The organism is Thiomicrorhabdus indica (assembly GCF_004293625.1).
GTDB lineage: Bacteria > Pseudomonadota > Gammaproteobacteria > Thiomicrospirales > Thiomicrospiraceae > Thiomicrorhabdus > Thiomicrorhabdus indica.
Window position 1 is genome coordinate 863360 of sequence record NZ_CP033040.1, and the last position, 21272, is coordinate 884631.

General features: G+C 42.2%; 18 protein-coding genes. 8 read left to right on the top strand and 10 right to left on the bottom strand.

The genetic code is table 11. From position 1 onward, the window contains the following. Window positions 1-2 precede the first annotated feature (2 nt). A complete protein-coding gene (locus D9T12_RS03550) occupies window positions 3-476 on the top strand; it encodes a ClpXP protease specificity-enhancing factor (protein WP_130536889.1) in 474 nt (157 codons plus the stop codon). A 62-nt stretch (window positions 477-538) separates the two neighbouring features. Here D9T12_RS03550 and mvaD read toward each other — a convergent pair whose 3' ends face one another. From mvaD to D9T12_RS03580, 6 genes are read right to left on the bottom strand one after another with little or no spacing between them, the layout of a single operon-like run. Then, window positions 539-1570 carry a diphosphomevalonate decarboxylase gene (gene mvaD, locus D9T12_RS03555; protein WP_130536890.1) on the bottom strand — a complete coding sequence of 344 codons (1032 nt, stop codon included), beginning with the start codon at window positions 1568-1570 and terminating at the stop codon, window positions 539-541. Further along, on the bottom strand, window positions 1570-2586 hold the full coding sequence (locus D9T12_RS03560; protein ID WP_130536891.1) for a mevalonate kinase family protein: 1017 nt from the start codon (window positions 2584-2586) through the stop codon (window positions 1570-1572). The genes mvaD and D9T12_RS03560 overlap by 1 nt, the downstream gene beginning before the upstream one ends. After that, window positions 2587-3618, bottom strand: a complete 1032-nt coding sequence (locus D9T12_RS03565) for a mevalonate kinase family protein (protein ID WP_130536892.1) — start codon at window positions 3616-3618, stop codon at window positions 2587-2589. It abuts the gene before it with no gap. Window positions 3619-3656: 38 nt separating this feature from the next. Then, window positions 3657-4835 (bottom strand): hydroxymethylglutaryl-CoA synthase, encoded by a 1179-nt coding sequence (locus D9T12_RS03570; protein WP_240693225.1) that lies wholly within the window; start codon window positions 4833-4835, stop codon window positions 3657-3659. Between the two features lie 14 nt (window positions 4836-4849). Then, on the bottom strand, window positions 4850-5914 hold the full coding sequence (gene fni / locus D9T12_RS03575; protein ID WP_130536893.1) for a type 2 isopentenyl-diphosphate Delta-isomerase: 1065 nt from the start codon (window positions 5912-5914) through the stop codon (window positions 4850-4852). Next, window positions 5911-6999, bottom strand: a complete 1089-nt coding sequence (locus D9T12_RS03580) for a hydroxymethylglutaryl-CoA reductase (protein ID WP_206199129.1) — start codon at window positions 6997-6999, stop codon at window positions 5911-5913. Before D9T12_RS03580 ends, fni begins: the two co-directional genes overlap by 4 nt. 233 nt (window positions 7000-7232) lie before the next feature. On the opposite strand from D9T12_RS03580, the gene D9T12_RS03585 reads away from it, so the two are divergent. After that, a complete protein-coding gene (locus D9T12_RS03585; protein ID WP_130536894.1) occupies window positions 7233-7511 on the top strand; it encodes a peptidylprolyl isomerase in 279 nt (92 codons plus the stop codon). Between the two features lie 127 nt (window positions 7512-7638). On the opposite strand, the gene D9T12_RS03590 is transcribed toward D9T12_RS03585, so the two are convergent. Beyond that, complete coding sequence (locus D9T12_RS03590; protein ID WP_206199130.1) at window positions 7639-8286, bottom strand: lipid-binding SYLF domain-containing protein; 648 nt, start codon at window positions 8284-8286, stop codon at window positions 7639-7641. 328 nt (window positions 8287-8614) lie between these two features. On the opposite strand from D9T12_RS03590, the gene ggt reads away from it, so the two are divergent. From ggt to D9T12_RS03605, 3 genes are all read left to right on the top strand, one after another. Beyond that, window positions 8615-10498, top strand: coding sequence for a gamma-glutamyltransferase (ggt, locus tag D9T12_RS03595; RefSeq protein ID WP_130536895.1), 1884 nt, complete (start codon window positions 8615-8617; stop codon window positions 10496-10498). Between the two features lie 18 nt (window positions 10499-10516). After that, a complete protein-coding gene (locus tag D9T12_RS03600; protein ID WP_130536896.1) occupies window positions 10517-10888 on the top strand; it encodes a diacylglycerol kinase in 372 nt (123 codons plus the stop codon). 207 nt (window positions 10889-11095) lie between these two features. Then, window positions 11096-11518, top strand: coding sequence for a DUF4870 family protein (locus D9T12_RS03605; protein ID WP_240693226.1), 423 nt, complete (start codon window positions 11096-11098; stop codon window positions 11516-11518). 113 nt (window positions 11519-11631) lie between these two features. On the opposite strand, the gene D9T12_RS03610 is transcribed toward D9T12_RS03605, so the two are convergent. The 3 genes from D9T12_RS03610 to D9T12_RS03620 all read right to left on the bottom strand — a co-directional run bounded on the left by D9T12_RS03610 (window position 11632) and on the right by D9T12_RS03620 (window position 15923). After that, window positions 11632-12528, bottom strand: coding sequence for a 3'-5' exonuclease (locus D9T12_RS03610; protein ID WP_130536897.1), 897 nt, complete (start codon window positions 12526-12528; stop codon window positions 11632-11634). A 74-nt stretch (window positions 12529-12602) separates the two neighbouring features. Beyond that, a complete protein-coding gene (locus tag D9T12_RS03615; RefSeq protein ID WP_130536898.1) occupies window positions 12603-14015 on the bottom strand; it encodes a protein kinase family protein in 1413 nt (470 codons plus the stop codon). Window positions 14016-14834: 819 nt separating this feature from the next. Further along, window positions 14835-15923 carry an RluA family pseudouridine synthase gene (locus D9T12_RS03620; RefSeq protein WP_130536899.1) on the bottom strand — a complete coding sequence of 363 codons (1089 nt, stop codon included), beginning with the start codon at window positions 15921-15923 and terminating at the stop codon, window positions 14835-14837. A gap of 74 nt (window positions 15924-15997) precedes the next feature. Between D9T12_RS03620 and D9T12_RS03625 the strand changes: the two genes are divergently transcribed. From D9T12_RS03625 to ppsA, 3 genes are all read left to right on the top strand, one after another. After that, window positions 15998-17197 (top strand): M48 metallopeptidase family protein, encoded by a 1200-nt coding sequence (locus D9T12_RS03625; RefSeq protein ID WP_130536900.1) that lies wholly within the window; start codon window positions 15998-16000, stop codon window positions 17195-17197. Window positions 17198-17227: 30 nt separating this feature from the next. Next, a complete protein-coding gene (locus D9T12_RS03630; protein WP_240693227.1) occupies window positions 17228-17956 on the top strand; it encodes a class I SAM-dependent methyltransferase in 729 nt (242 codons plus the stop codon). A 376-nt stretch (window positions 17957-18332) separates the two neighbouring features. Then, window positions 18333-20771, top strand: coding sequence for a phosphoenolpyruvate synthase (ppsA, locus tag D9T12_RS03635; protein ID WP_130536901.1), 2439 nt, complete (start codon window positions 18333-18335; stop codon window positions 20769-20771). Window positions 20772-21272 lie beyond the last annotated feature (501 nt).

Here is a 21272-nt window from a genome sequence, read left to right on the forward strand (position 1 = left end):
CGATGATTTCAAATCGTCCTTATTTAATTCGTGCTATTTATGACTGGATTGTGGATAACGAGTGGACACCGCATATGCAGGTGGATGCTAATTATCCAGGGGTGGACGTTCCGGTGGAGCACATTCAAGAAGGTATCATCGTTTTGAATGTCAGTCCAACGGCGGTTGGGCATCTCAATTTAGAGAATGAGTTATTTTCATTCCGTGCGCGTTTTTCAGGTATTGAACGGAATTTACGTTTTCCGCCTGAAGCAGTCTTGGCTGTGTTTGCTCGCGAAAATGGGCATGGTATGCCGTTTCCGCCAGAACCGTACGAATCTGATGAGTCTCAAGAATCGTCGTCTGCACCGAAGTTAAGTGCCGTTGACGATACTGAGTCAAATTTGCACGATCTACCGGCCGGTGACAAATCTAAAGCACCTGTTAAGAAAAAGTCAAAGAAAGCGAAGAAACCAACGTTGTCTGTTGTGAAATAGATAGCTCCTGTCTGGTTCAGTTCATGAAAGGCGCCAATCGGCGCCTTTTTGGTTTTTGGCGTTTAACCTTTGAAAGGCTGGATGAATTCAATCGGCCTATTTATTTCCTTAAATGCGTTTAAGACAGCTTGCTTATCTGTGTCGAGTAAAATCAATTTCAAGTTTGGGCCAGCATCCATTGTGAAATAGACTTCCACGCCATTTTCTCGTAATTGCCAAACCACATGCATTGCGGCCACAGATTCAGGTTGCCAGTAGACAATTGGAGGCCAAGTGGCAATCATGGTTGCGTGCATGGATAACGCATTGTGTTCAGCGGTTTTTCCCAGTGTGGTGAAGTCTTTATTTAGAATGGCTTGATGGATATTGTGAATGTCTCGTTCTGCTTGTTGCGGCCAGCTTTGATACAAGTCACAGGTTTCCACTGTTTGTTGCATACCCAACGTTGAGCCTATTGATTTTTCTTGGGTATCAACTTTGACTAAGCCAATCGTAAATTCTGGCCAGGTAACGTTGATTTCTTCTGCAAAGCTATCCAAGCCGTTATCCGAATCGCCTTTGTGCCAAATCGCAAATCCATCGTAGACTGAACGGCTAGCACTGCCACTGCCAAAGCGAGCCAGTAATGAGAGCTGTGATTTGCTCAATTGCCAACCAAATAAGTCGTCTAAGGCAAATACTAACGCAGCGTAGCCAGAGGCAGATGATGCAAGTCCCGCCGCAGTCGGGACTGAGTTTGTGGTATCAACTTTAAAAGCCGTGGTGCTACTTTTGCGAAACCAGCCTAAAAAAGCAGATAAGCGTTTGGCAAATTTATCACCGGCCGGTAAAGTTTTGCCATTCAGAGAAATCCAATCTTCATTGCCTTCAAAAACCGAGATTTGTGTTGTCGTCCCTAAGCCTGGCAAACTGATCGAAACAGAGCCATTAATCGGTAAATTTAATTCAGCATCACGTTTTCCCCAGTATTTACTCAAAGCAATATTGACGGGTGCTTGGCCATGCCCATTGGGTTTCACTATTGAAAGGGGGGCTGGGTTTGCACTGTTTTGTAAAACAGTGTGGATAAAGCTTTGTGCTCGGCTGCTTGACATTAGTGTATGTCCTTTTTCATGGTGTGTATGAGGTGAGCGCCCTGATTTGAAATCGGCAGTTGTAGTTGAAGGTATTCGCTGAGTTCCGTTTTAATTGGGCAGTGAGTTAGCAGGTTATTGTCGTCTCGCTCTGGGAAAAACTCACCAATCCCCAGTGCGCAGTCTCCCAATCCTGAGCCAGAAATTTTAGCCGCTTGAATATTTGGACAGTGGTTAAGTAAGTCAATGATTTTCTCAAGAGTGGCATCACTTACGCCAAGTTCACGCATACACGCTTGATATTGTTCAATGCAAAGAAAAAACACACTCAGTCGATTTTGCAGAAGGGCTTGGTAGGCATGTTGAGTAATGCTGCCCATCTTTTGGTAAATTTTCGTCAGCTCTTGCGGTTTGCTTTGCCAATTTTGCGCAACTTGGGCGAGTACTTCTGCCGTAGCAGTCTTGTAACCGCAGTAAACCAAAATAAGGTTCAAGTTAGCTGAAATGGATTGTATTTTTAACCGCTGGTTTTTTGCGGGCGGTTGAAAAAAAACCAAACCACCAAAGAGACTTGCCGCCAAGTCTGTTGCTGAGCCTCGGCCTTGAATGTCGACAATAATCTTTTTGCCAATGTGCCAAAGTTCAGAAAAGTCTTGGTTTGTTCGGCACACATGATTTAAGCCAGCTAAACAAGCTGCCAGAACAGCGGCAGAGCTACCCAAACCGATAGTCGATGAAAATTCGCTATGCACCTTCAGCTGCCAGCCTTGCTGTTGAGAGGAAAGTTGTTTTTGAAATGCCTTAAGTGCATGACCAATAAATTTAAGTTTCGAATCAATTTGAATGTTATCGAGGTCGGTTTGAAATGAACCTAGTTCTGATTCGATTTCAATGGTCGGTGTATGAATCGGTGTCCATTGAATTTCAATCCATTGTTCAAGACCGCAAGCAATAGCAGGTTGTCCGTACACAACGCTATGTTCGCCCAAAATCATACTATTTGCGGGGGCGCGACTGACAAAATGGTTGGCTGTCATTTATAAATCCAATGCAAAAAAGGTAAGTTGATGTTTTTGGCAAAATTCTGCAGGAGAGTTTTCAGATAAAAATAACACGATTCCGGCGGAATCGCCTTCAATCGCTCCAGCACCGCAAACCTTTCCAACACCAGCAGTTTGTTGTTCAAGTTCTGTTAACCAAGTCTGAAGTGTTTTTGGAACCACGCCGATTTGACAAAGTAATTGTTGATTCGAATGAATGCATTTTAAAAGACTTTGAGCATTATTTGTTTGCCATGCAGTCAGTAACTGTTGTGTTGTATTGGAGAATTGTTGCCAAATGTCATGATGGGTTTTAAAGTGGTTGCGAACATGAGATACCGTATCGCCGGTTGAGCTTTTGGATTTACCAGAATCAATCAACCAAGCATTGAGCGGTTGGGGAAGCTTTCCAAGATTGAGTTCGGAAAATTTTTGATTTTGATAGATGAGCGGACGGTTTTGATAAATCGTTGTTGGATCTAAGCCGCTAGAGTTGCCGTGTTGATAGTTTTCTATGGCTTGTGCAAGGGAGAAAAAATTGTCGAGCAGTTTTGATTGGCTGACTTTTTCCAATGTTTTTAACAGGCTGACAATAATTGAGGCGGAAGAGCCGAGACCGCGTTCCAGAGGAATTTCTGAAGAAATTATTATTTGCCACCGGCCGGTAGGGATTTTGCAAAAATCGGAAAACTTTTTAAGAGTGATCAGGATTAAATCAAAGTCTGTCTTTAGTACTTGATCAATGGTTAAGGTATTGTCTTGGAAGTGTTTATAACGCATTTCAATGTTTGAAGTCAGTTGTTCAACATCTGCGAGTGAAAACTCTTGGCTTTGTGCCAAATCCGATAAAGCTATTTCAAAATGGGTTTTATCTGCTGCTGAGATGTTTATCTGACAGTGACTTAACAATGGGATAGGAATGCTAAGCGCGGGTTGGCCGTAAACGACAGCATGTTCACCTGAGACAATCAATTTTGCAGGGGATTGGCTATGTGCGGTAATCGTTTGAGAGGTCGTTTGAAAATTCATGTTTAACAACTTATCCCTAGCAACGGATTTATTCAGTGCTAGGAGTTATTTGCAGTATAAATGCGTTTGTAATTTTCAATCGCCGATAGGCGGAACTTGCCTTTATTGATTTTCGGTAGCTCTAAGTTTTCTAAACTGTAATCAGTCTGATGATAAAACTTAAGATAGGTTGGGTAATCCAACTCTTGACGTTGTTCAATTTGTTGTTTGTGGCTTTGCGTCATTAAAACTTTTTCATAGCCTTTTTGAATGATTCCGGTGAAAAATTCTGCAACACAACCCGAGCCGTAGCTAAAAAAACTGACTCGCTTATTTTCAAGACTAGGTTGAACATGATCTAGTAATGAAATAAACCCAACAAATAGTGATGCGCTGTAGCTATTGCCAACAATTCTGTTGTATAGCTGGCTAGGTAAGGTTTGAGTATCATGCTGTTCTTCTGAGAATTTTTTACCCACTTTTTTTACCAAGGTTTTGTGCGCTTTTTCGGCCATTTTGGTAAAAGGGATGTGGTAGCAAAAGTAATCAATATCTTCAAAGACTTTGCCTGTTTGTTGTTGGAAATGGCTCCAAGCTTCTTTCAGGCTGTTCAAATATACTTTGGTTGAGTATTTGCCATCAACCAGCGCGGTTGAGCGATGATTCGGACGCCAGAAATCCATGACATCGTCGGTGAAATAGCCGGAACCCGGTTCGATTTCAATCACGCGAGGGGATTCTGTAATCAGCATGGCAACAGCGCCACAGCCTTGTGTGGCTTCACCAGAAGTATCGACATCATAGCGTGCAATATCTGCAGCAATTACTAGGATCTTTTCTTTTGGATTCGCTCTAACCATGCTGGTCGCCATTTGAAGGCCAGCAGCGCCAGCGTAGCATGCGTGTTTGAGTTCGATTACGCGACAATGTTTGGAAAGGCCGAGTAAGCCGTGCAAAAATACGCCGGCTGATTTTGATTGGTCTACGGCTGTTTCTGTGGCAAACAGGATGGCTGTGATTTCATTTTTATCAATTTGTTCAAGGATTGGAGCGGTTGCTTTAGCCGATAAAGTCACTACATCTTCATCTGGCGGAGCAATGGACATTTTTTCTTGGCCGATTCCCACAAAGTACTTATTTACATCTGTGCCTTTTTCCTTGGCAAAAGTATCCAAGCCTAGGAAGTAGTCAGAGGTCGCAAAATGTAATAAATCAATGCCAACTTTCATAAATGTCATTATCTGCGTATATGTTAATTACCGGCCGGTAAGAAGTCCGTTAAAATCAAATCTTGATTGCGTCTCAAACCTTGTAAATTTGCTTGACCAAGTAAGAATTGGGCAGTGGTAAACTCTTGTTTTAACTGCAAAATTTTATCAATAGTCGCTTGCGTAGAGTCGCTAGCAGGCCCCAATAATGGCGCTGCGACCCCACAAAATTGGGCGCCCATTATAACAGCTTTCGCCATTTCTATACCATTTCTGATGCCACCGCTGGCAATGAAGTTAGCACGGGACTGGTAGGCTTGTGAAATTCTTAGCGCTTGGACGGTTGTCAGCCCCCAGTCTTGAAATAAGATTCCCAGATCATTTTCAGAACGGTGTGCTTCAATTCTGCTCCAAGAGGTGCCTCCTCGCCCGGCTAAATCAAACCATTCAACGCCAGCTTGAATCCCTCGCTCAATATCCTGAGCACTCATACCACTGCCGACCTCTTTTAGGATAACAGGGACATCGAGTGCTTTAACAAGCTGTGCGATTTTGTCAAAAAGTTGGCTGAAATTTCGGTCACCTTCAGGTTGAATGATTTCTTGAAGTGGGTTTAGGTGCAGATAAAGTGCGTCAGCTTGAAGTGTATCAACGGCTTTTTGAATCAGCTCGTGGGTGACACCGTAATTTAATTGCACAGCGCCAATATTGGCAATCAGTGGTACATTGGGTGCATATTGTCTTAGCTTGAAACTTTTGGCCGCCTTTGGGTTTTCCAGCATGGCTCTTTGAGAACCTACAGCCATAGGAATACGAGTCGCCTCTGCTGCTTCAGCTAAATGAATATTGATTTTTTCTAGATTGGTAGCGCCACCGCCTGTCATGGAAGAAATGAGCAGTGGAAAGCTCATTGAATAACCAAGCCACTCGCAAGAGGTGTCTATTTTGTCATAGTCAAGTTCTGGCAGTGCGCGGTGCATCAGTTGAATTTGATCGAAGCCAGATTGTTGGCGCTCGACTTTTGGATCTTCTTGCACGGCTTGAATATGATCTTGCTTGCGCTGAGTAATCAATTCTCTTTCGGTTGAGTGGGTAGGCGTTCGACTCATTCTGCTTGTTCTGCCTGTTGCATTTGCTCCGAGGCTGCGCGTTCGAGTTTAATGTGCGCCTGCATCAATTCACCAGGATTGGTTTGCGCCGCCAGCAACGATAGCTCGCCACAAAATGCGGTAGCTCCGGCAATACAGGCTAGTCGCTGAGCGTTGACACCCGGTTCAACATTGGGATTACGACAGCCTAATAATTCCAAGTTTTCAAGTACAAAATCTAAGCCTTTACCATTTCCAATCGTTCCTACAATTAGGTTGGGTAAAGTGGTTGAAAAATATAAGTCACCATCTGGGGTAACTTCTGCATGGTTAATCGCTTGAGAGCCTTCGACAATATTTGCAGCATCTTGACCTGTTGCAAGGTAAAACCCAAGGAGCATATTGGCTACATGTGCATTTGCTGTTCTTAATCCGCCTGACACAATACTGCCAATCAAATCTTTTTTAATATGCAAATCAACTAAGGCTTGAGGAGTGGTTTTCAGAAAACGTTTGCAAAACTTGGCCGGAATCGTGCATTCACACACTACATATTTTCCTCGTCCAAGAATTCCATTCACGGCAGAAACTTTTTTATCGGTGCAATAATTAGCGGAAATAGAGACATAGTCTAAGTCAGGGTAATTTTGCAAAATCCAAGGGATTAAGTTATCTGCGGCATTTGTCGCCATATTGTGACCGGAGGCATCGCCAGTTTTGAACTCTAAGCGAAGATAAATCAAGTTGCCGACAATTTGAAAGTGGGTGTCAATAAGCTTTGCAAAACGGCTGGATTGCGCGACAACTGCCTGCAAGTCGTCTTGTGAAGCTTGCAATTGAGCAATGCACTTGGCAGCAATGCCAGCATTTGGCGCTTGTAACAGAATAGATCGAGTCATACGTTCATCAACAAGGGTGACACGAATCCCTCCTGAATGAGCAGCAACGCGAGCTCCGCGAGCGACTGAAGGCCAAAGTGGTGTTTCGTAAGTCGCCATCGGTACCATTAAGTCATCGACTTCGACATCGCCGATGAGTTTAAAAGGGCCAACGGCCTGCATAGGGATTTGCGCAAACGCTTGCGTGAAATTAGTCTCATTTTTCATAGGCGGTATTATAAAAGTTGACCTATTAAATGTGTATGAAAAGTGTAAATTTTTGAGTTGTGTTAATCGCTTCAAGTCGAAGAGAGTCGCTGTGGGGAGACTTTGTTAAGTTTACTTTGATCAATAAGTGTTCAAGTTTGATAGACTAGCTGTTTTTTAAATTAATGCGTTTTAACGCAGTTTAACTCGTCTATTCTGAACAATATAAATAGTCGACTAAATAGGAGAAGTTCATGGCACTTGCAACAGCACGTCACATTTTGGTTGAAACAGAAGAGCAGTGTTTGGCTCTTAAGCAGCAAATCTCGGAGGGTGCTGATTTTGCAGAATTGGCAAAAGCACATTCTCAATGTCCGTCTGGTCAACAGGGTGGAGATTTAGGCCAATTTGGTCCAGGAATGATGGTTCCAGAGTTTGATAAAGTAGTTTTTAGCGCTGAAGTTGGCTCGGTTGAGGGGCCTGTGAAAACGATGTTTGGTTATCACTTATTGCAAGTGACTGATCGAAGTTAGTCGATGATTTAAAGATTTAAAACCTGTTGGGTGTTTTGGATCTTTACCGGCCGGTGAAAACTGTTTACTGTCAATTTTCACCGGCCGGTATATTTAATGTATTGTAAAACCTGATTAAAGTTAGACGTTAATAGCCAGGTTTAAAGTTATATTTAGCCCCACTTAAGCTTGCTTCGTACATAAGTCCCGCTTTGGCTAAATTGAAAACAGCCATCCCTTTGTAATATTGCCCATCTGCTGCCACATAGCTCTGCCCAGCGTTTGCTGTTGCCGAAGTTCCTTTGGTGGATGCTTCACCAGAAACCCCAGCGGTAATTACAATCGCTGACGCTTGAGCGCCAAATTCAAAACTCCCGCTGGTGAATTCGTCATAAGCTCGTTGGTCTTGGAAAAAGATAATTTGACTGAAGGCTTGACCACCAAACTGAAAACCAATCGAACCTTGGAACATTTCCGTCATACCGGTGTATTGTCCTTGTTCATAAACACGGCCTTGTCCATAAGCTCCGCCAATCACAAAACCGGCTTTACCAATGGTTGGAAATATTGCATAACCGTAGGCATGATCAAAAAACGCTGCAGATTGTGCTGAGTTTTTGAAGCTGCGAATGGTGTTATCGTAGTCAATATCGGTGGTAGCTTCCGTCATTTGTGGTTCAGAATCGATTGAAATCATTTCGTCAGCAAAGCTTTGAGACGAAAATCCAGATATCAGCAAGGCACCTAATAGTGGGATAATGGATTTTTTAATCGATGTTCTTTTCAAAGCGTTCATTGCATTTTCCTTTGTTAATCCGTGTTACTCGCAAGCATAAGCAAAGTTTTATAAACTTTTGCTTGAAAATCTTTACCTGAGCAATTTGTTTCCGTTATTGTAATCAGATTCAAATGACATTTGCAGTCGTTTTCACTGCAGATCATTGAGACATATTTAGTCTAAATCTATTAAACATAGGTGTTCTTCTATGACTTGGCGAGTCGACAAGTATCTTCAACCTTCGATAAATTATCGTGCATTCTCTCTCAAGACATTCAGAAATTTGTATACCACTGACAAGTTGAGACTGATAACCAAGAAAACGTTCTGTTTGATGATGTGGGTGATGACGGCAAGTTTAGTTTTTGCGCCGCATCAAACCTTTGCTCAAGATTTGGCAACAGTGCCACAAACAAGTGTTTCTAACACCCAAAAGAGTGTTCAGAGTCAGTCCGAATTGAGTCAATCGCTTGTCACCGCGCAATCAGATTCAGTCAAGATTGATTCAAGGCTTAAGCAATCTATGGCGGCTGTGGCTATGCCGGATAAATACAGTGCAAATGCGGCAAAACAAGTTTTGCAATCGGGCGGTAATGCCGTTGATGCAGCGATTGCCGCTGCGTTTGTGTTGGCGGTGACTTATCCTGAGGCTGGTAATATTGGCGGTGGCGGTTTTATGACACTTGTTTTGCCAAGTCTTTCTCCAAAAAATTTGAAACAGGACAACGAGAAAATACAGACTGCGCAACTGACTCAACAAGCTGGCAATCGCTATTTTTTGGATTATCGAGAAATGGCGCCTCAAGCGGCATTTAAAGATTTGTATTTAGATAGACAGGGGGAAGTGGTCGCTTATCAGTCATTGATTGGTTACCAAGCATCGGGTGTTCCGGGAACCGTTATGGGAATGTGGCAGGTGCATCAGCAATTTGCTTCTCTGCCATGGGAAACGTTATTGCAGCCTGCAATCCGTTTGGCAGAGCAAGGGTTTGCAATGCCAGAATCGATGTTTAAAACCGCGCAATGGTTTGAGAACTGGATTCAGCAAAATGCACCGGCCGGTGAAAAATCGAAGTTAAACTTTCAGCGCTTTTTGCAGAACCGTAAGGCAGGTGAGCTGTTTATTCAACCGGAATTAGCGGAAACTCTGCAACGGATTGCAAAGAATGGCGCAAAAGAATTTTATTTCGGTGAAACGGCCAAACAACTGGTTGAGCAGGTTCAGAAGCATAAGGGATTAATTACTTCAAAAGATTTAGCCGGCTACCGAGCGAAATGGCGACAACCGATTGTGGGAGAGTGGTTTGGTAAAACCATTGTGTCGGCACCTCCTCCAAGTTCTGGTGGTATTGCTCTGGTACAGTTGCTCAAGTTGTATGAGATTTTAAAACCAAAGTATATTGAGCAGTTGGAGCAGGCCAAAAAAGAGGGCGTTCCTGAGTCGGTTGTCAGGGCGCATTTTTATGCTGAACTCAGCAAACGCGTCTATGCCGATCGTGCGCACTATTTAGGTGACCCTGATTTTGTCGAGGTGCCTAGTCAAAAACTGATGGGCTTAGACTATTTACAAACGCGTGCAAAGAGTGTGCGGTTGGATGAAATTTCTGACACTGAATCCATTAAGCCGGGTATTGTCGAGTCGCCCGAAACAACGCATTTCTCTATTATTGATGCGCAGGGCAATGCCGTTTCTAATACTTATACCTTGAACATGCCATTTGGAAATGGTGTATTCATTGAGAAAGCTGGCTTTTTAATGAATAACGAAATGGATGATTTCTCAATAAAACCTGGCGTTGCCAATGTGTTTGGCGTGGTAGGCGCAAGTGCGAATGCGATAGCGCCGGAAAAACGGATGCTGTCATCCATGACTCCGACGGTTGTTACTCAAGGAGAATCTGTAGAAATGGTTTTGGGAACACCAGGTGGCTCGACTATTATTACCTCTATTTTCCAAACGCTTATCAATGTGTATGAACGTCAAATGACGTCAAAGCAGGCGATTGATGCGCCTCGTGTCCATCATCAACTGCTGCCTAAAAATCAAATTGCTTTTCACCCTGAGCTTTCTGTTGAAACCCAAGAGGGGTTAGAACTGATGGGGTATCATTTGAAGCGCAATAATTATTTGGGAGATGTTCAGGTGATTACAAAATTTTCAGAGAAAATTGAAGCGGCCGCTGATATGCGGGGACGGGGTGTTGCAGACGTGTTTACCATTTCTAAATAAAGCAGAGAGTTGTATTCAATGAAATCGCCCCATACTGGATTTAAACGAGTAATTTATGCCGCCAGATATTCATGGAAAGGCTTTAAGTCGACTTGGAAACATGAAGCCGCGTTTCGTCAAGAGGTTTGGTTATTTGCCCTGTTATTGCCTGTGGCTTTTTGGCTGAGTGAGACTTTATTGGAGTGGATTGCGCTGATCGCAGTTTTGCTCTTGGTCATGGTGGTAGAGTTACTAAACTCGGCTGTGGAAAGTGTAGTGGATCGAGTGGGTTCGGATTTCCATAAGCTTTCCGGGCGAGCCAAAGATCAAGGCTCTGCTGCGGTTCTTATCTCATTTGTGATTGCGTTTATGGTTTGGGGTGGTATGTTGTTCAATAAACTGTTTGCGTGACAAAAAGGTTTTGAATAAAGGCGTTTTATCGGTGTTTTTATTGATATAAATTGATATAGATTAATTTTTATATGGCAAACTGCTGACTTTTATCCTTACCGAGCTGTCTATAATAGTTGAGTTGGATTGTTGCAAATCCATCGATTTCCAATGAGATTAATCATTGTGTTTGAAAGATAGAAAAATATATATTTTTGGAGTTTACTCATGTCGGAACCTATTTCAGAACAAACTACACCCCCCTCACAAAATTCAACGCCTTCAGTTGCTGAAAAGCCGCAAGCGAATAACTTAGTCGAAGCGAATGTGTCGTCAGCAAAGATTAATTACATTCTCTATTTGGTCGGTTTAGTGATTGGGCTGACGGCGCTTGTGGGGGTTATCTTTGCCTATGTTAAACGAAGTGAGGAAAATCCTGATTGGTTAAACGCGCATTATAGTTTTCAAATCAGAACCTTCTGGTATGGTTTGGCCTATTTAATTGTCGGTTCTTTGCTATCAGTGATTATTGTCGGTTGGTTGGTGATTCTTTTCTGGATTATTTGGCTGGTTGTCCGTTGTGTGAAAGGGATGTCTGCACTGGATGCTCAGCGTCCGATTGAAGGTGGCTTTTTCTCTTTTGGGAATTAAGTTAGAGACTTTTTTTCTAAGGTGAATCCATTAGAGGTTCCCTAAATAACCGGCCGGTAAAGATCATTAATTTACCGGCCGGTTGTGTTTTGGCTCTTTGATCACACGTTTGGTTATTGAGCTCGTACTGAAAAGCTGTCGTTGGCATTGAGTTTAACGACTGTTGGATTAGGCGTTGAATTTGCTGCTAACCAAACCGTTTCTTCTTCCAAGCGTTGCTCATCCATCATTTTTTGCCAAACTCTGGCGTCCGCATTCCAGCGATAACCGCGTTTACGTAGCTCGTCTTTGACATCAAATGGCGCGCCTGTGGCTTTGACAATGATTTTACTTTGACGAACTGCTTGTAATAAAAAGTTTAAGGCTGGTTGTTGATTAGAACCAATTTCTAGTGAAAGCAATTGTGAAAGCGCCTGAACATCATCGAGCGCTCGGTGAGCATCATAAAAGAATTGTCCAATTTTCCAGCACAAGAACTCTTGACTGCGAGAACCCACATCGGTCAGTGCTTGCCAGTCAATTTGTTGCACCGAACAACCCCATATTTTGTCCACAAATAGCGGTTCATAACGTTCCAATACCGGCCGGTCAAATCCAGCATTATGGGCCACACAAAGTGTGACATCCGCTAAATCTGTTTGCACTTCGTGCCAAGGAATTTGGTGTCCTTCGACATCTGTAAATGTTAATCCTGTCACTTGGGTCACTTCCGCTGTAATTTCACCCTCAGGTTCATTTAAAAAGTTCTTGGCGGCTAGAACCTTATAAAGCTTTCCTTGTGAGTCAAATTCGATGATTTGGTAGCCTAGTTCAATGATTTCACAATTTTGTGTGTCTAAACCAGTGGTCTCGGTATCGATAATACAAACTTTATGGACTTTTCCTGTCGCCGGAGCGGTTTGATAGGCTTTGGTCGGTTTAAGGCGACGTAAAACTTGAAAGTCATTGGATTGGTCTAGTGCTTCTAGACAGCTTGAGAGTTCATTCGGTTGCAGTTCAGCGGTTGACATAAGCGTTTCCCGTTTGAGTTGAGGACACAAAAATTATGGGCGCAGTGTATCAAAATTGGTTCATCTTGAAATGACTAATCTTGTTCGTCAATAAAGCCTGCAGAATTGAATGCATCTACAATTTCTTGGGATTGCAGGGCTTTACGCAAAATGCCCATGTTGTGCTCGGTTGCATTGATAAATTGGCAGGAAATTTGATAAGCCCCTAAATCTTGTCGTGCATTGATACGGATGACTTTACTGCGTTGATGCAATATTTCATAAACCGGTTTTTCCGGATCGCTGGAAATATTGACTTGCAAAAATAGCTCTAGGATATCGTTAACTTCGACTAAAAACTGGCTGTACAGTGAAAAACCTCCCGGAGAGGCATCATGGTAATCGGACGACCAATATTCTGGAAAGATAATAATGTAGTTGCTTGCGGAGATGTTGTTGTAGATTTTCTCTAAAAGCAGGGCGTAATGATACAGATCGATAAAGGACATCAATAAACTGGAGTTATTGCTTTTTTTCTTCTCTTTGTAGGCTTTGATGTCTCGGTCAATTTTCAATTTTTCCAGCACAGGGCCTTCATAAAGTCGATGGGGCGTAGAGTTTTCAATCAATATCAACGTATTGCGACTGATTTGTTGGATTTTCTCATCAAAATCTCGAAGAATGCTCTCGGTGCGGATGTTGCCATGAAGCGAGCTGCAATCAATTTCGTTGTCTAAGGTTTCACGCAAAGCCGTTTTGGCATCTTCAAGTGGCAGGTGTCCGACGGAAACCCCGTTTAATACATGACGCAAGTATTCGACACGTTCCATAACCACCAAAAAAAGTTGATAAGCACTTGGAAAGCTATTTGCCAACGCATCATGAATGTTTTTTTGGTAATTTCGCATCAGCAAATCGAGTTTTTCATTCACGATCTCAGTGAAATGCTGAATACCACTTGAGTAGATGTCGCCTTGTAACTCTTCAATGCCTTCATGTGAACCGATACGGATGAAATGATATTTCAAATCTGCCTTATAACGAAAATAACGACGATTATTGTCTCGGCGTTTGTGAATTGCCAGTTTACGTTTGCTTTCTTCGTCCGTTCGATGAATCCATTCATAGGTGCGAGGGTGTGAGATTTTAATATAGCGAAGAATGTTCTCTTCTGTCAGTGGACGATCATCGAAATAACGTTGTAGTAGAGCTCTGAGTGATGAATAGAGAGTCTCTATTAAAAACTGCTGATGGTCAGAAATTAAATACAGCGTTTTATCGAAAGAGGTGATTTTGGCAATAATACAGGCGTGAATAACTCGTTCTTTGTCAGCTTGTGTGATGCCTTCAATATAAAAGCTTTCGAACGCTTTTCCGTGCAAGCTTCTGAGGTTTAGAAGCAACATTTCAAGTGAGTCGTCGCGAATCATGCGATTTGCAACAACTTTCAAATCGAATGAAAGGTCTTCTATGAATGAATGGTCATTATCGTAGTGCGTGCCGGGCATAAATATTTTATCTCAAGCAGTGGCAAGGCATGCCGCTGAATGGGTTTGTCATGTGGGTAAATCTTTGCTTAATAGTGGTTATCTTAATCCTATTTATTCTCTTGAAGTTAAAAATTTCACAGATTTACAGGGGATATTGTCGATATTGAGTTTTAAAGAGTTCGGGTTTTATAGATTGGTTTTAGAGAATGTCTGGTGCTTTATCTTTTCCGAAGTTTGAGTTTCCAGAAAAATTCATTGTGATGTTTAACTCTAATGAGCTGAATTCCGAGCTTTATCATTTGGAAAAAAGAGGAATGCAGTTCAAGTTTTGCGAATATTTTACCGGCCGATTCAATCTGAATGATTCTAAGTCTGGTTTTGGATGAAGCTGATAATTCTAGCGTATTGAATGGGGTTACAAGTTTTGCCAGGCGTCTAGGCAGATAACCGATTAACCACTGGTGAGGCATAAAATGCCAGTGTAAATTTTTAAAGTTTATTTGGATGGGGCTTAAATTAACGGATGAATTTGTTTCTGGCGTGAGATGGCTTGTGGATAACTTTCTGGATAACTTGGTAGGTAAACGGTATAAGTATTGATAGTTCAATATTTGCAGCTGCCATTTTTCATGTTCAAGTGTTTGATTGTTTTGTAAGGAGATCGGCAGATTTTGCAAAGGGAGCCAAAGTGTGACTGCGTTGGTGTCAAATGGGTTGTTCGGTTCAGGAACTAACTTAAGTTCTTGATTGTTAGAGAGTATTTTCTCCAAGATTAAGTGGTGTGCACTGTAAAAATAGGTGCCTTTAATACGAAATTTGAATTCAAAAAAGAACATATTATGAAGCGACATCTGTTGCATTTTGGCAGGACAGCAAGTCAAGTTGGTGTTCGCTAAGTGTTATCTCTTTCAGTTGGTTGTCCAGTGGACAAGTCCAGCTAAGTGAATACGCAGTGAGCTGTAAATCATGTGCATCAAGACTTATGCTCTGAGGTTCACTCAGAACGATATTTCCATATAGTCGATCTCCAATAATTGGGCTATTCAGAAATGCTAAATGTTTACGAATTTGATGTTTACGCCCTGTATGCAAGGTGATTTTTAAGCGACTTATGTCGTTTTCTGCACAGTAATGCAACATAGAGATTTCGGATAAGGCATCTTTACCATCAACCTTATCTGTGACCAAAATATGTGATATTTGCTGAGATTGATTTTCGTAGACGATTTGAAATCCACCGGCCGGTATAGGTGAATCTATCGTTGTAATGGTTTTCAAAAAGTTTCCTCGGACATTCGCTTGGTAGATTTTGTGAATCTTTCCTTGTTCAAACTGCTGGCTGAAATCTCGCGCCATTGATTTACTGTGCGCGATGATCATTAACCCCCGAGTGGCTCGGTCTAGTCGATGAACGATCCAGCTTTGTCTGGGTTCACCTAAATTCTGAAAATAGAGCTCAACCCATCGATAAAGCGCGCTAAAATCGCCCCACTTAGAACCTTGTGAAAACATGCCGCGAGGTTTCAGCCAAACAGAATATTCTTTGCCATCGAACAAGCACTGTGCCTTGGGTGTGACAGATTCAAGCACGTCGGGGTTGTAGTAGAAATCAACCTGCTCGTGCGACTTTAATGGGCGTTTTAAGCGGCGGATTCGTTCAGCTTTTTTCGTTTTGGTTGTTTTATCGATGCTTTGGGCAGAGTTTGGGTATTCGGTTTTTTGCTCTGGTTTGTTGGCGAGTTTACTTAACCAGACAGCGCCTTTTTGCGCGGCCGTTTTAATAGTGGATTTTGTTAGACTACTGGAGAGTGCTAATAGTTCCAGAATGGATGTTTGGTCGTCGCCAGTGATTTGAATGTGTTTTGCTCGATTTTCTGAATCGGCTTTAGGCGCAATGGCTGTATTGGTTGAGGTGCAAGTTTTCATACGGATTTGAAACCTTTCAAGCAAAGCATTCGAATAATTATGAGTTGGATTTTACATGGATAGAGGAGACGCTTTTGCATTTTTCACTGTTGCTTGAAGATGAGAAAACTTCTGTTGAGTTGCCAGTAAGACAAGGTCGTCGTAGAAAAACTATCGCGCTTAAGTTCGAATCTAACCGGCCGGTGATTGAAGTACCAAAGCATTTGCGAGGCACTCAAATTGAAAGGTTATTATCTGAAAATCTTGTTTGGCTTCGTCGTGCTTACCGTAAATGGCTGATGTCTAATTCGCCAAATTCTGATTCAAGTACTTCTGACTGTTTAAGTGAACGTGAGTATTTAGATTTTGGGCATCATGCTGGGGAAGTTTTTTGTCAGCAACGGAATGAGAAGCACCCTTGTACCGCAAGGAATGGCTATTTAAGCGATATTGAGTTTGCTGGAAAAAAGCTTCCGGTAGAACTGGCTGTTAAAAAGGTTCAGTCAGAAATGATGGAAAATGGTTTTGAATGCTCACTTGATTCCAAGCAGTGGCGGAGTTTTAAAACCGCTTTTGCAAAACGTTGGGACTCCGCTAAAAGCACACGATCGAAGTCGCAGGAAATTGAAAATACACAAAATGTTAAGCCTTCCGAGGTTATTGATCTAGAGCGTTTTCTGCTTGGATGTAAACAGACTCTTTGGCCAGCGGTTTGGAAGATTAAACTCGAATGTAATCGTTCAGTTACGCCTATTGTAGATTTGCCCAAAAGTGATGAGTGGCTAATTTTTGTGAATAATAGCCTTATGGAAGTGAAATTTTCTGTCTATGCTGAATTACAAAACTTTTCGGACTCTGAAAGGTTTCTTCAGCAGGTGCAGACTCAGGAGACTTTGAAAGCTTGCCTGAATTGGGCGCTTAATTGGATACTCAGCTGTGTGTTTGGAGAGCTGTATAAGCGTTGTTTAACCGGCTATTTGCAATTAAATTTACCGCGATTTGCCAGCGCAATGAATTTGGACTATTGCCGTTTTGAAGTGCGCAGTTATAAGTCACGATGGGGTAGCTGCAAGTCGGATGCCTCTTTACAATTTAATTGGCGTATTTGTCAGGCTGAGGTATCGGTGATTGATTCATTAATTATTCATGAGCTAGCCCATTTACAGCACCCGAATCATTCTGCAAGTTTTTGGAGTTTGGTGAAACGCTATGATGCCAACTTTTTTGCCAGCGAACAGCTATTTAAAACGGCTGGAAAACGTTGGATTCAATTTTTAAATACTGCCTATCGCTGAAAAGTCCTTAGGTATTCGAGGAGGAGAAGTATGGAGCAGATGGAACAAAACGGGCATTTGCATGCAAGAGGTCAACAAATATTACGTCATCATGGTGGTGATGCGGAACATGCTCGAAAAATGATTACGCAGTCTTATGAACGGCGTCATGATGTGGATTTTTGGGAGTTTTGGAATGCGCAAATGGCACCAGCTATTTCTGCTGGCGATTTGTTATTAGATTTAGGTGCGGGGATTGGCCAGTTTGTCAATGATTTAGCATTACGCTACCCAGACAATAAGGCGATTGGTGTGGAAGCTGCAAATTATATGTATGCCGCTAAATTGACGTTGCCAGAAAATGCCACCCTGTTACAAGCCGATTTAACCGACGGCATTTTGCCTATTGAAGAGGGATCGGTTGCCGTGATTATGGCAAACATGTTGATTCATGAGTTGCCACAACCGGTAAGTTTGTTTCGTGGGATTTACCACTGGTTAAAACCCGGCGGACGATTTTGTATCATTGACTTAGTACGTCAGCCGCTTGAGTCATATTTGAATCACAAGTTCCCTGAAGGTGAAATTTGGCAAGCTGAAAATGCCAATAATAAAAATGACAAAGAAAAGCTAGAAGAAGTTTTTGAGCATTTTTTAGAGCATAATCGTTACCATGCGACGGATTTGATCTTTATGCTTGCAAAGATTGGATTCAAAATCATTGAAAATACCCCAAACGGACGCTTTGTTCGATTGGTAGTAGAGAAGCCGGCCGGTTAATTTTGACAGATTATGCCCACTATAAAGGCATAATTTTCTTGGTTTTAATAAAGACTATTTTTTGAGAAATTTAGCACTGTTGGGCTTAGAACTTCTCGGAGGTTTTTTCTTATGGTGTTTTCCAAATGAGGATAGCCACTCACAAATTTATCTTTTTATTACGGACTATTTTCTTTCCGTCCGAATTTCTAATAAAAGCTTAATGCTAAGTAATTTTTTGTAGATTACTACGCAATTTATTGTGAAATATGGCATTGTAGTTTACAAAATTTAACTGACTGTTTAACAGCACTTAAATTTACCTTTTGTTTAAGGCACATAATAAAGCACATATAAACACATATAAATTTGTCAGAAATTAATTGGGAGTTTGGCTATGTCTCAGTCTGCATCAAAATCAAGTTATCAATTTATCCGTTTTTTTAATGAGCTTACCATTGATGACATCCCCGTTGTCGGTGGGAAGAATGCATCACTCGGTGAGATGTATCAAGAACTTGTTCCAAAAGGTATTCCTGTTCCAAATGGTTTTGCGGTCACTGCGGATGCATACCGTGCAGTACTTGAAGAAAATAACTTATTGGATGAAATGCATCATTTGTTGGATAACCTTGACCCAGATGATCCACGAGATTTGCAGCGACGAGGCAATCAAATTCGTGAAATGATTTACTCTGCACATTTGCCGGACGCTCTGTATGAAGAAATGGTTGCGGCCTATGAAGAGTTGATGGGGCAAATGAATGGAGAAGGCTCTTTAGCGATTCGAAGTTCAGCAACGGCTGAGGATTTACCTACTGCAAGTTTTGCAGGTCAGCAAGACACTTATCTGAATATTGCTGGTCTTCCAAGTTACATTGATGCTTGTCGTCGCTGCTTTGCGAGTTTATTTACCGATCGTGCTATTCACTACCGTATTGACCAAGGGTTTGACCATTTTGATGTGGCGCTCTCGATTGGTGTGCAGATTATGGTTCGTTCGGATTTATCTGCATCTGGAGTGATGTTTACTATTGATACGGAAACAGGATTTCGTGATTCGGTGCTGATTACCGGAGCCTATGGGTTAGGAGAGAACGTGGTGCAAGGTGCCGTGGATCCTGATGAGTTTTATGTGCATAAGCCAACCTATAAAAAAGGTTTTCGTTCTGTCTTGAAACGACATTTAGGTGCGAAAAAAATCAAAATGATTTACTCGACGGACCAGACGCATCGTTTTCCGGTTCGCAATGTGCCCACCCCAAATTCTGATCGAAAAAAATTCTGTATCAATGACAAAGAAGTTTTGCAATTGGCTGAATATGCAATGACGATTGAAGACCATTATTCTGCTCGTGCGAACACCGATCGACCAATGGATATCGAATGGGCGAAAGATGGGGTGACCGGTGAGCTATTTATTGTTCAAGCACGCCCAGAAACAGTGGCATCGCAACAACAAGCAAATGTGTTGCGTCAATTTAATTTAAATAATGTGGATGAAAAAACTCCCATTATTATTGGTCGTTCAGTGGGGGCCAAAATTGCAGTCGGTCGAGCGAGAGTGATTGAATCAGTTGATCATCTGCATGAATTCAAAGCCGGTGAGATTTTGGTTTCGGATATTACGACGCCAGACTGGGAACCGATTATGAAAATGGCCACAGCGCTGGTGACTAACCGCGGTGGGCGTACTTGTCATGCTGCGATTATTGCCCGTGAGTTGGGGATTCCAGCGGTCGTCGGAAGTGCGAAAGGCACGGATACGATTAAAACCGGCCAGTTGATTACGGTTTCTTGTGCCGAAGGGGATGAAGGTCGAATCTACGATGGCGAAGTGCCATTCGAGGTGGTGGAAACCGAGTTGGATAATTTAGTGATGCCAAAAACCGAGATGCTAATGAATCTTGGGAATCCGGACATGGCGTTTGCCTCGAACTTTATTCCCAATGCTGGAGTCGGCTTGGCGCGTATGGAGTTTATTATTAACACTCAAATCCAAGCACATCCGCTTGCCCTGTTGAATCCTGATTTAATAAAATCCGATAAAGCGCGTTCTAAGGTAGAGGCGTTAGTTGAGCCCTACAACGGTGACGGCGCTACATTCTTTATCGATAAGCTGTCCGAAGGAATTGGAACCTTAGCGGCCGGTTTTTATCCTAAACCGGTGGTGGTTCGCTTATCAGATTTCAAAACCAATGAGTACGCTAACTTAATTGGGGGAAGGGCTTTTGAGCAGGATGAAGAAAATCCTATGATTGGTTTCCGAGGCGCATCCCGTTACAACGATGAACAATTTGCGCCGGCCTTTGCATTGGAATGTCGTGCATTGAAAAAAGTTCGTGAAGAAATGGGCTTGGATAATATTGTCATCATGGTGCCTTTCTGTCGCAGAGTGAACGAAGCGAGAGAGGTGATTGATACGCTTGCCAAGAACGGCTTAGTGCGTGGCGCGAATGGTTTGAAAATTTACATGATGTGTGAAATTCCAAACAATGTATTAATGATTGATGAATTTTCGGAGTTTTTTGACGGTTTTTCAATTGGAACCAATGATTTGACACAGTTGGTCTTGGGTGTTGATCGTGATTCTGAAAAGGTCGCTTATGATTATGACGAGCGTGATCCTGGCGTGAAGAAAATGGTGACTTGGGCAATTCAAGGTGCAAAACGCAATGGCAAGCACATTAGTCTTTGTGGTCAAGCACCGTCAGATTATCCTGAGTTTGCAGAATTCTTGGTTGAAGAGGGCATTGATGCCATGAGCTTGAATCCCGATTCAATCATGAGTACTTTGCCAAAAGTCTTAGAGCTTGAAGAAAAATTGGGTCGTTAAGACTTAATTCCTCCAAATCTAGCCCTCCGGCTTCGGTAAGTTGCCTAACAAGGCGTTTCTTTACCGAAGTATCTATCCGATTCAATCTTGAGTCACTTGTCGCAGGAATTTCATCTCCTGCGGCAATTTTTCATTGAATTTTATTGAACTTCTCTCGGTTATATTTTGTGTAGAAGTTTTATAAAACGTTTCTTGTCACCGTTTTAAAATAGCTTTGGAATTCCTTGCTAAATCAGTGATTCAGTTACCTAAGGATCTTCTGATTTGATTAGAGGTTCCCTAAGTGGTTTAGTTCATTGGTTTTTATAGCGATCACTCCAATAATCCAGCTACCTAAAACGACAGTTGATACGTCGACATTTTTACATGCAAGCGATTCAGTATAGGCTGCTTATGATAAATTGTGAAATCAGTTCAGGCGTGATTGAGTATATCAGGGTGAGTACCCATAACTGGAAAGTGGTGCACAATAATGATCTACTTGTTTGCATAATACCGGTT

Excerpts from the sequence above, each read along its gene's own strand:
- D9T12_RS03610 (WP_130536897.1), bottom strand. The coding sequence starts at position 12,528 with ATGTCAACCGCTGAACTGCAACCGAATGAACTCTCAAGCTGTCTAGAA.
- fni (WP_130536893.1), bottom strand. The coding sequence starts at position 5,914 with ATGAGTCGAACGCCTACCCACTCAACCGAAAGAGAATTGATTACTCAG.
- mvaD (WP_130536890.1), bottom strand. The coding sequence starts at position 1,570 with ATGTCAAGCAGCCGAGCACAAAGCTTTATCCACACTGTTTTACAAAAC.
- D9T12_RS03620 (WP_130536899.1), bottom strand. The coding sequence starts at position 15,923 with ATGAAAACTTGCACCTCAACCAATACAGCCATTGCGCCTAAAGCCGAT.
- ppsA (WP_130536901.1), top strand. The coding sequence starts at position 18,333 with ATGTCTCAGTCTGCATCAAAATCAAGTTATCAATTTATCCGTTTTTTT.
- D9T12_RS03615 (WP_130536898.1), bottom strand. The coding sequence starts at position 14,015 with ATGCCCGGCACGCACTACGATAATGACCATTCATTCATAGAAGACCTT.
- D9T12_RS03600 (WP_130536896.1), top strand. The coding sequence starts at position 10,517 with ATGAAATCGCCCCATACTGGATTTAAACGAGTAATTTATGCCGCCAGA.
- D9T12_RS03560 (WP_130536891.1), bottom strand. The coding sequence starts at position 2,586 with ATGACAGCCAACCATTTTGTCAGTCGCGCCCCCGCAAATAGTATGATT.
- D9T12_RS03630 (WP_240693227.1), top strand. The coding sequence starts at position 17,228 with ATGGAGCAGATGGAACAAAACGGGCATTTGCATGCAAGAGGTCAACAA.
- D9T12_RS03580 (WP_206199129.1), bottom strand. The coding sequence starts at position 6,999 with ATGAAAAATGAGACTAATTTCACGCAAGCGTTTGCGCAAATCCCTATG.
- ggt (WP_130536895.1), top strand. The coding sequence starts at position 8,615 with ATGACGGCAAGTTTAGTTTTTGCGCCGCATCAAACCTTTGCTCAAGAT.
- D9T12_RS03550 (WP_130536889.1), top strand. The coding sequence starts at position 3 with ATGATTTCAAATCGTCCTTATTTAATTCGTGCTATTTATGACTGGATT.
- D9T12_RS03605 (WP_240693226.1), top strand. The coding sequence starts at position 11,096 with ATGTCGGAACCTATTTCAGAACAAACTACACCCCCCTCACAAAATTCA.
- D9T12_RS03585 (WP_130536894.1), top strand. The coding sequence starts at position 7,233 with ATGGCACTTGCAACAGCACGTCACATTTTGGTTGAAACAGAAGAGCAG.
- D9T12_RS03590 (WP_206199130.1), bottom strand. The coding sequence starts at position 8,286 with ATGAACGCTTTGAAAAGAACATCGATTAAAAAATCCATTATCCCACTA.
- D9T12_RS03570 (WP_240693225.1), bottom strand. The coding sequence starts at position 4,835 with ATGACATTTATGAAAGTTGGCATTGATTTATTACATTTTGCGACCTCT.
- D9T12_RS03565 (WP_130536892.1), bottom strand. The coding sequence starts at position 3,618 with ATGAATTTTCAAACGACCTCTCAAACGATTACCGCACATAGCCAATCC.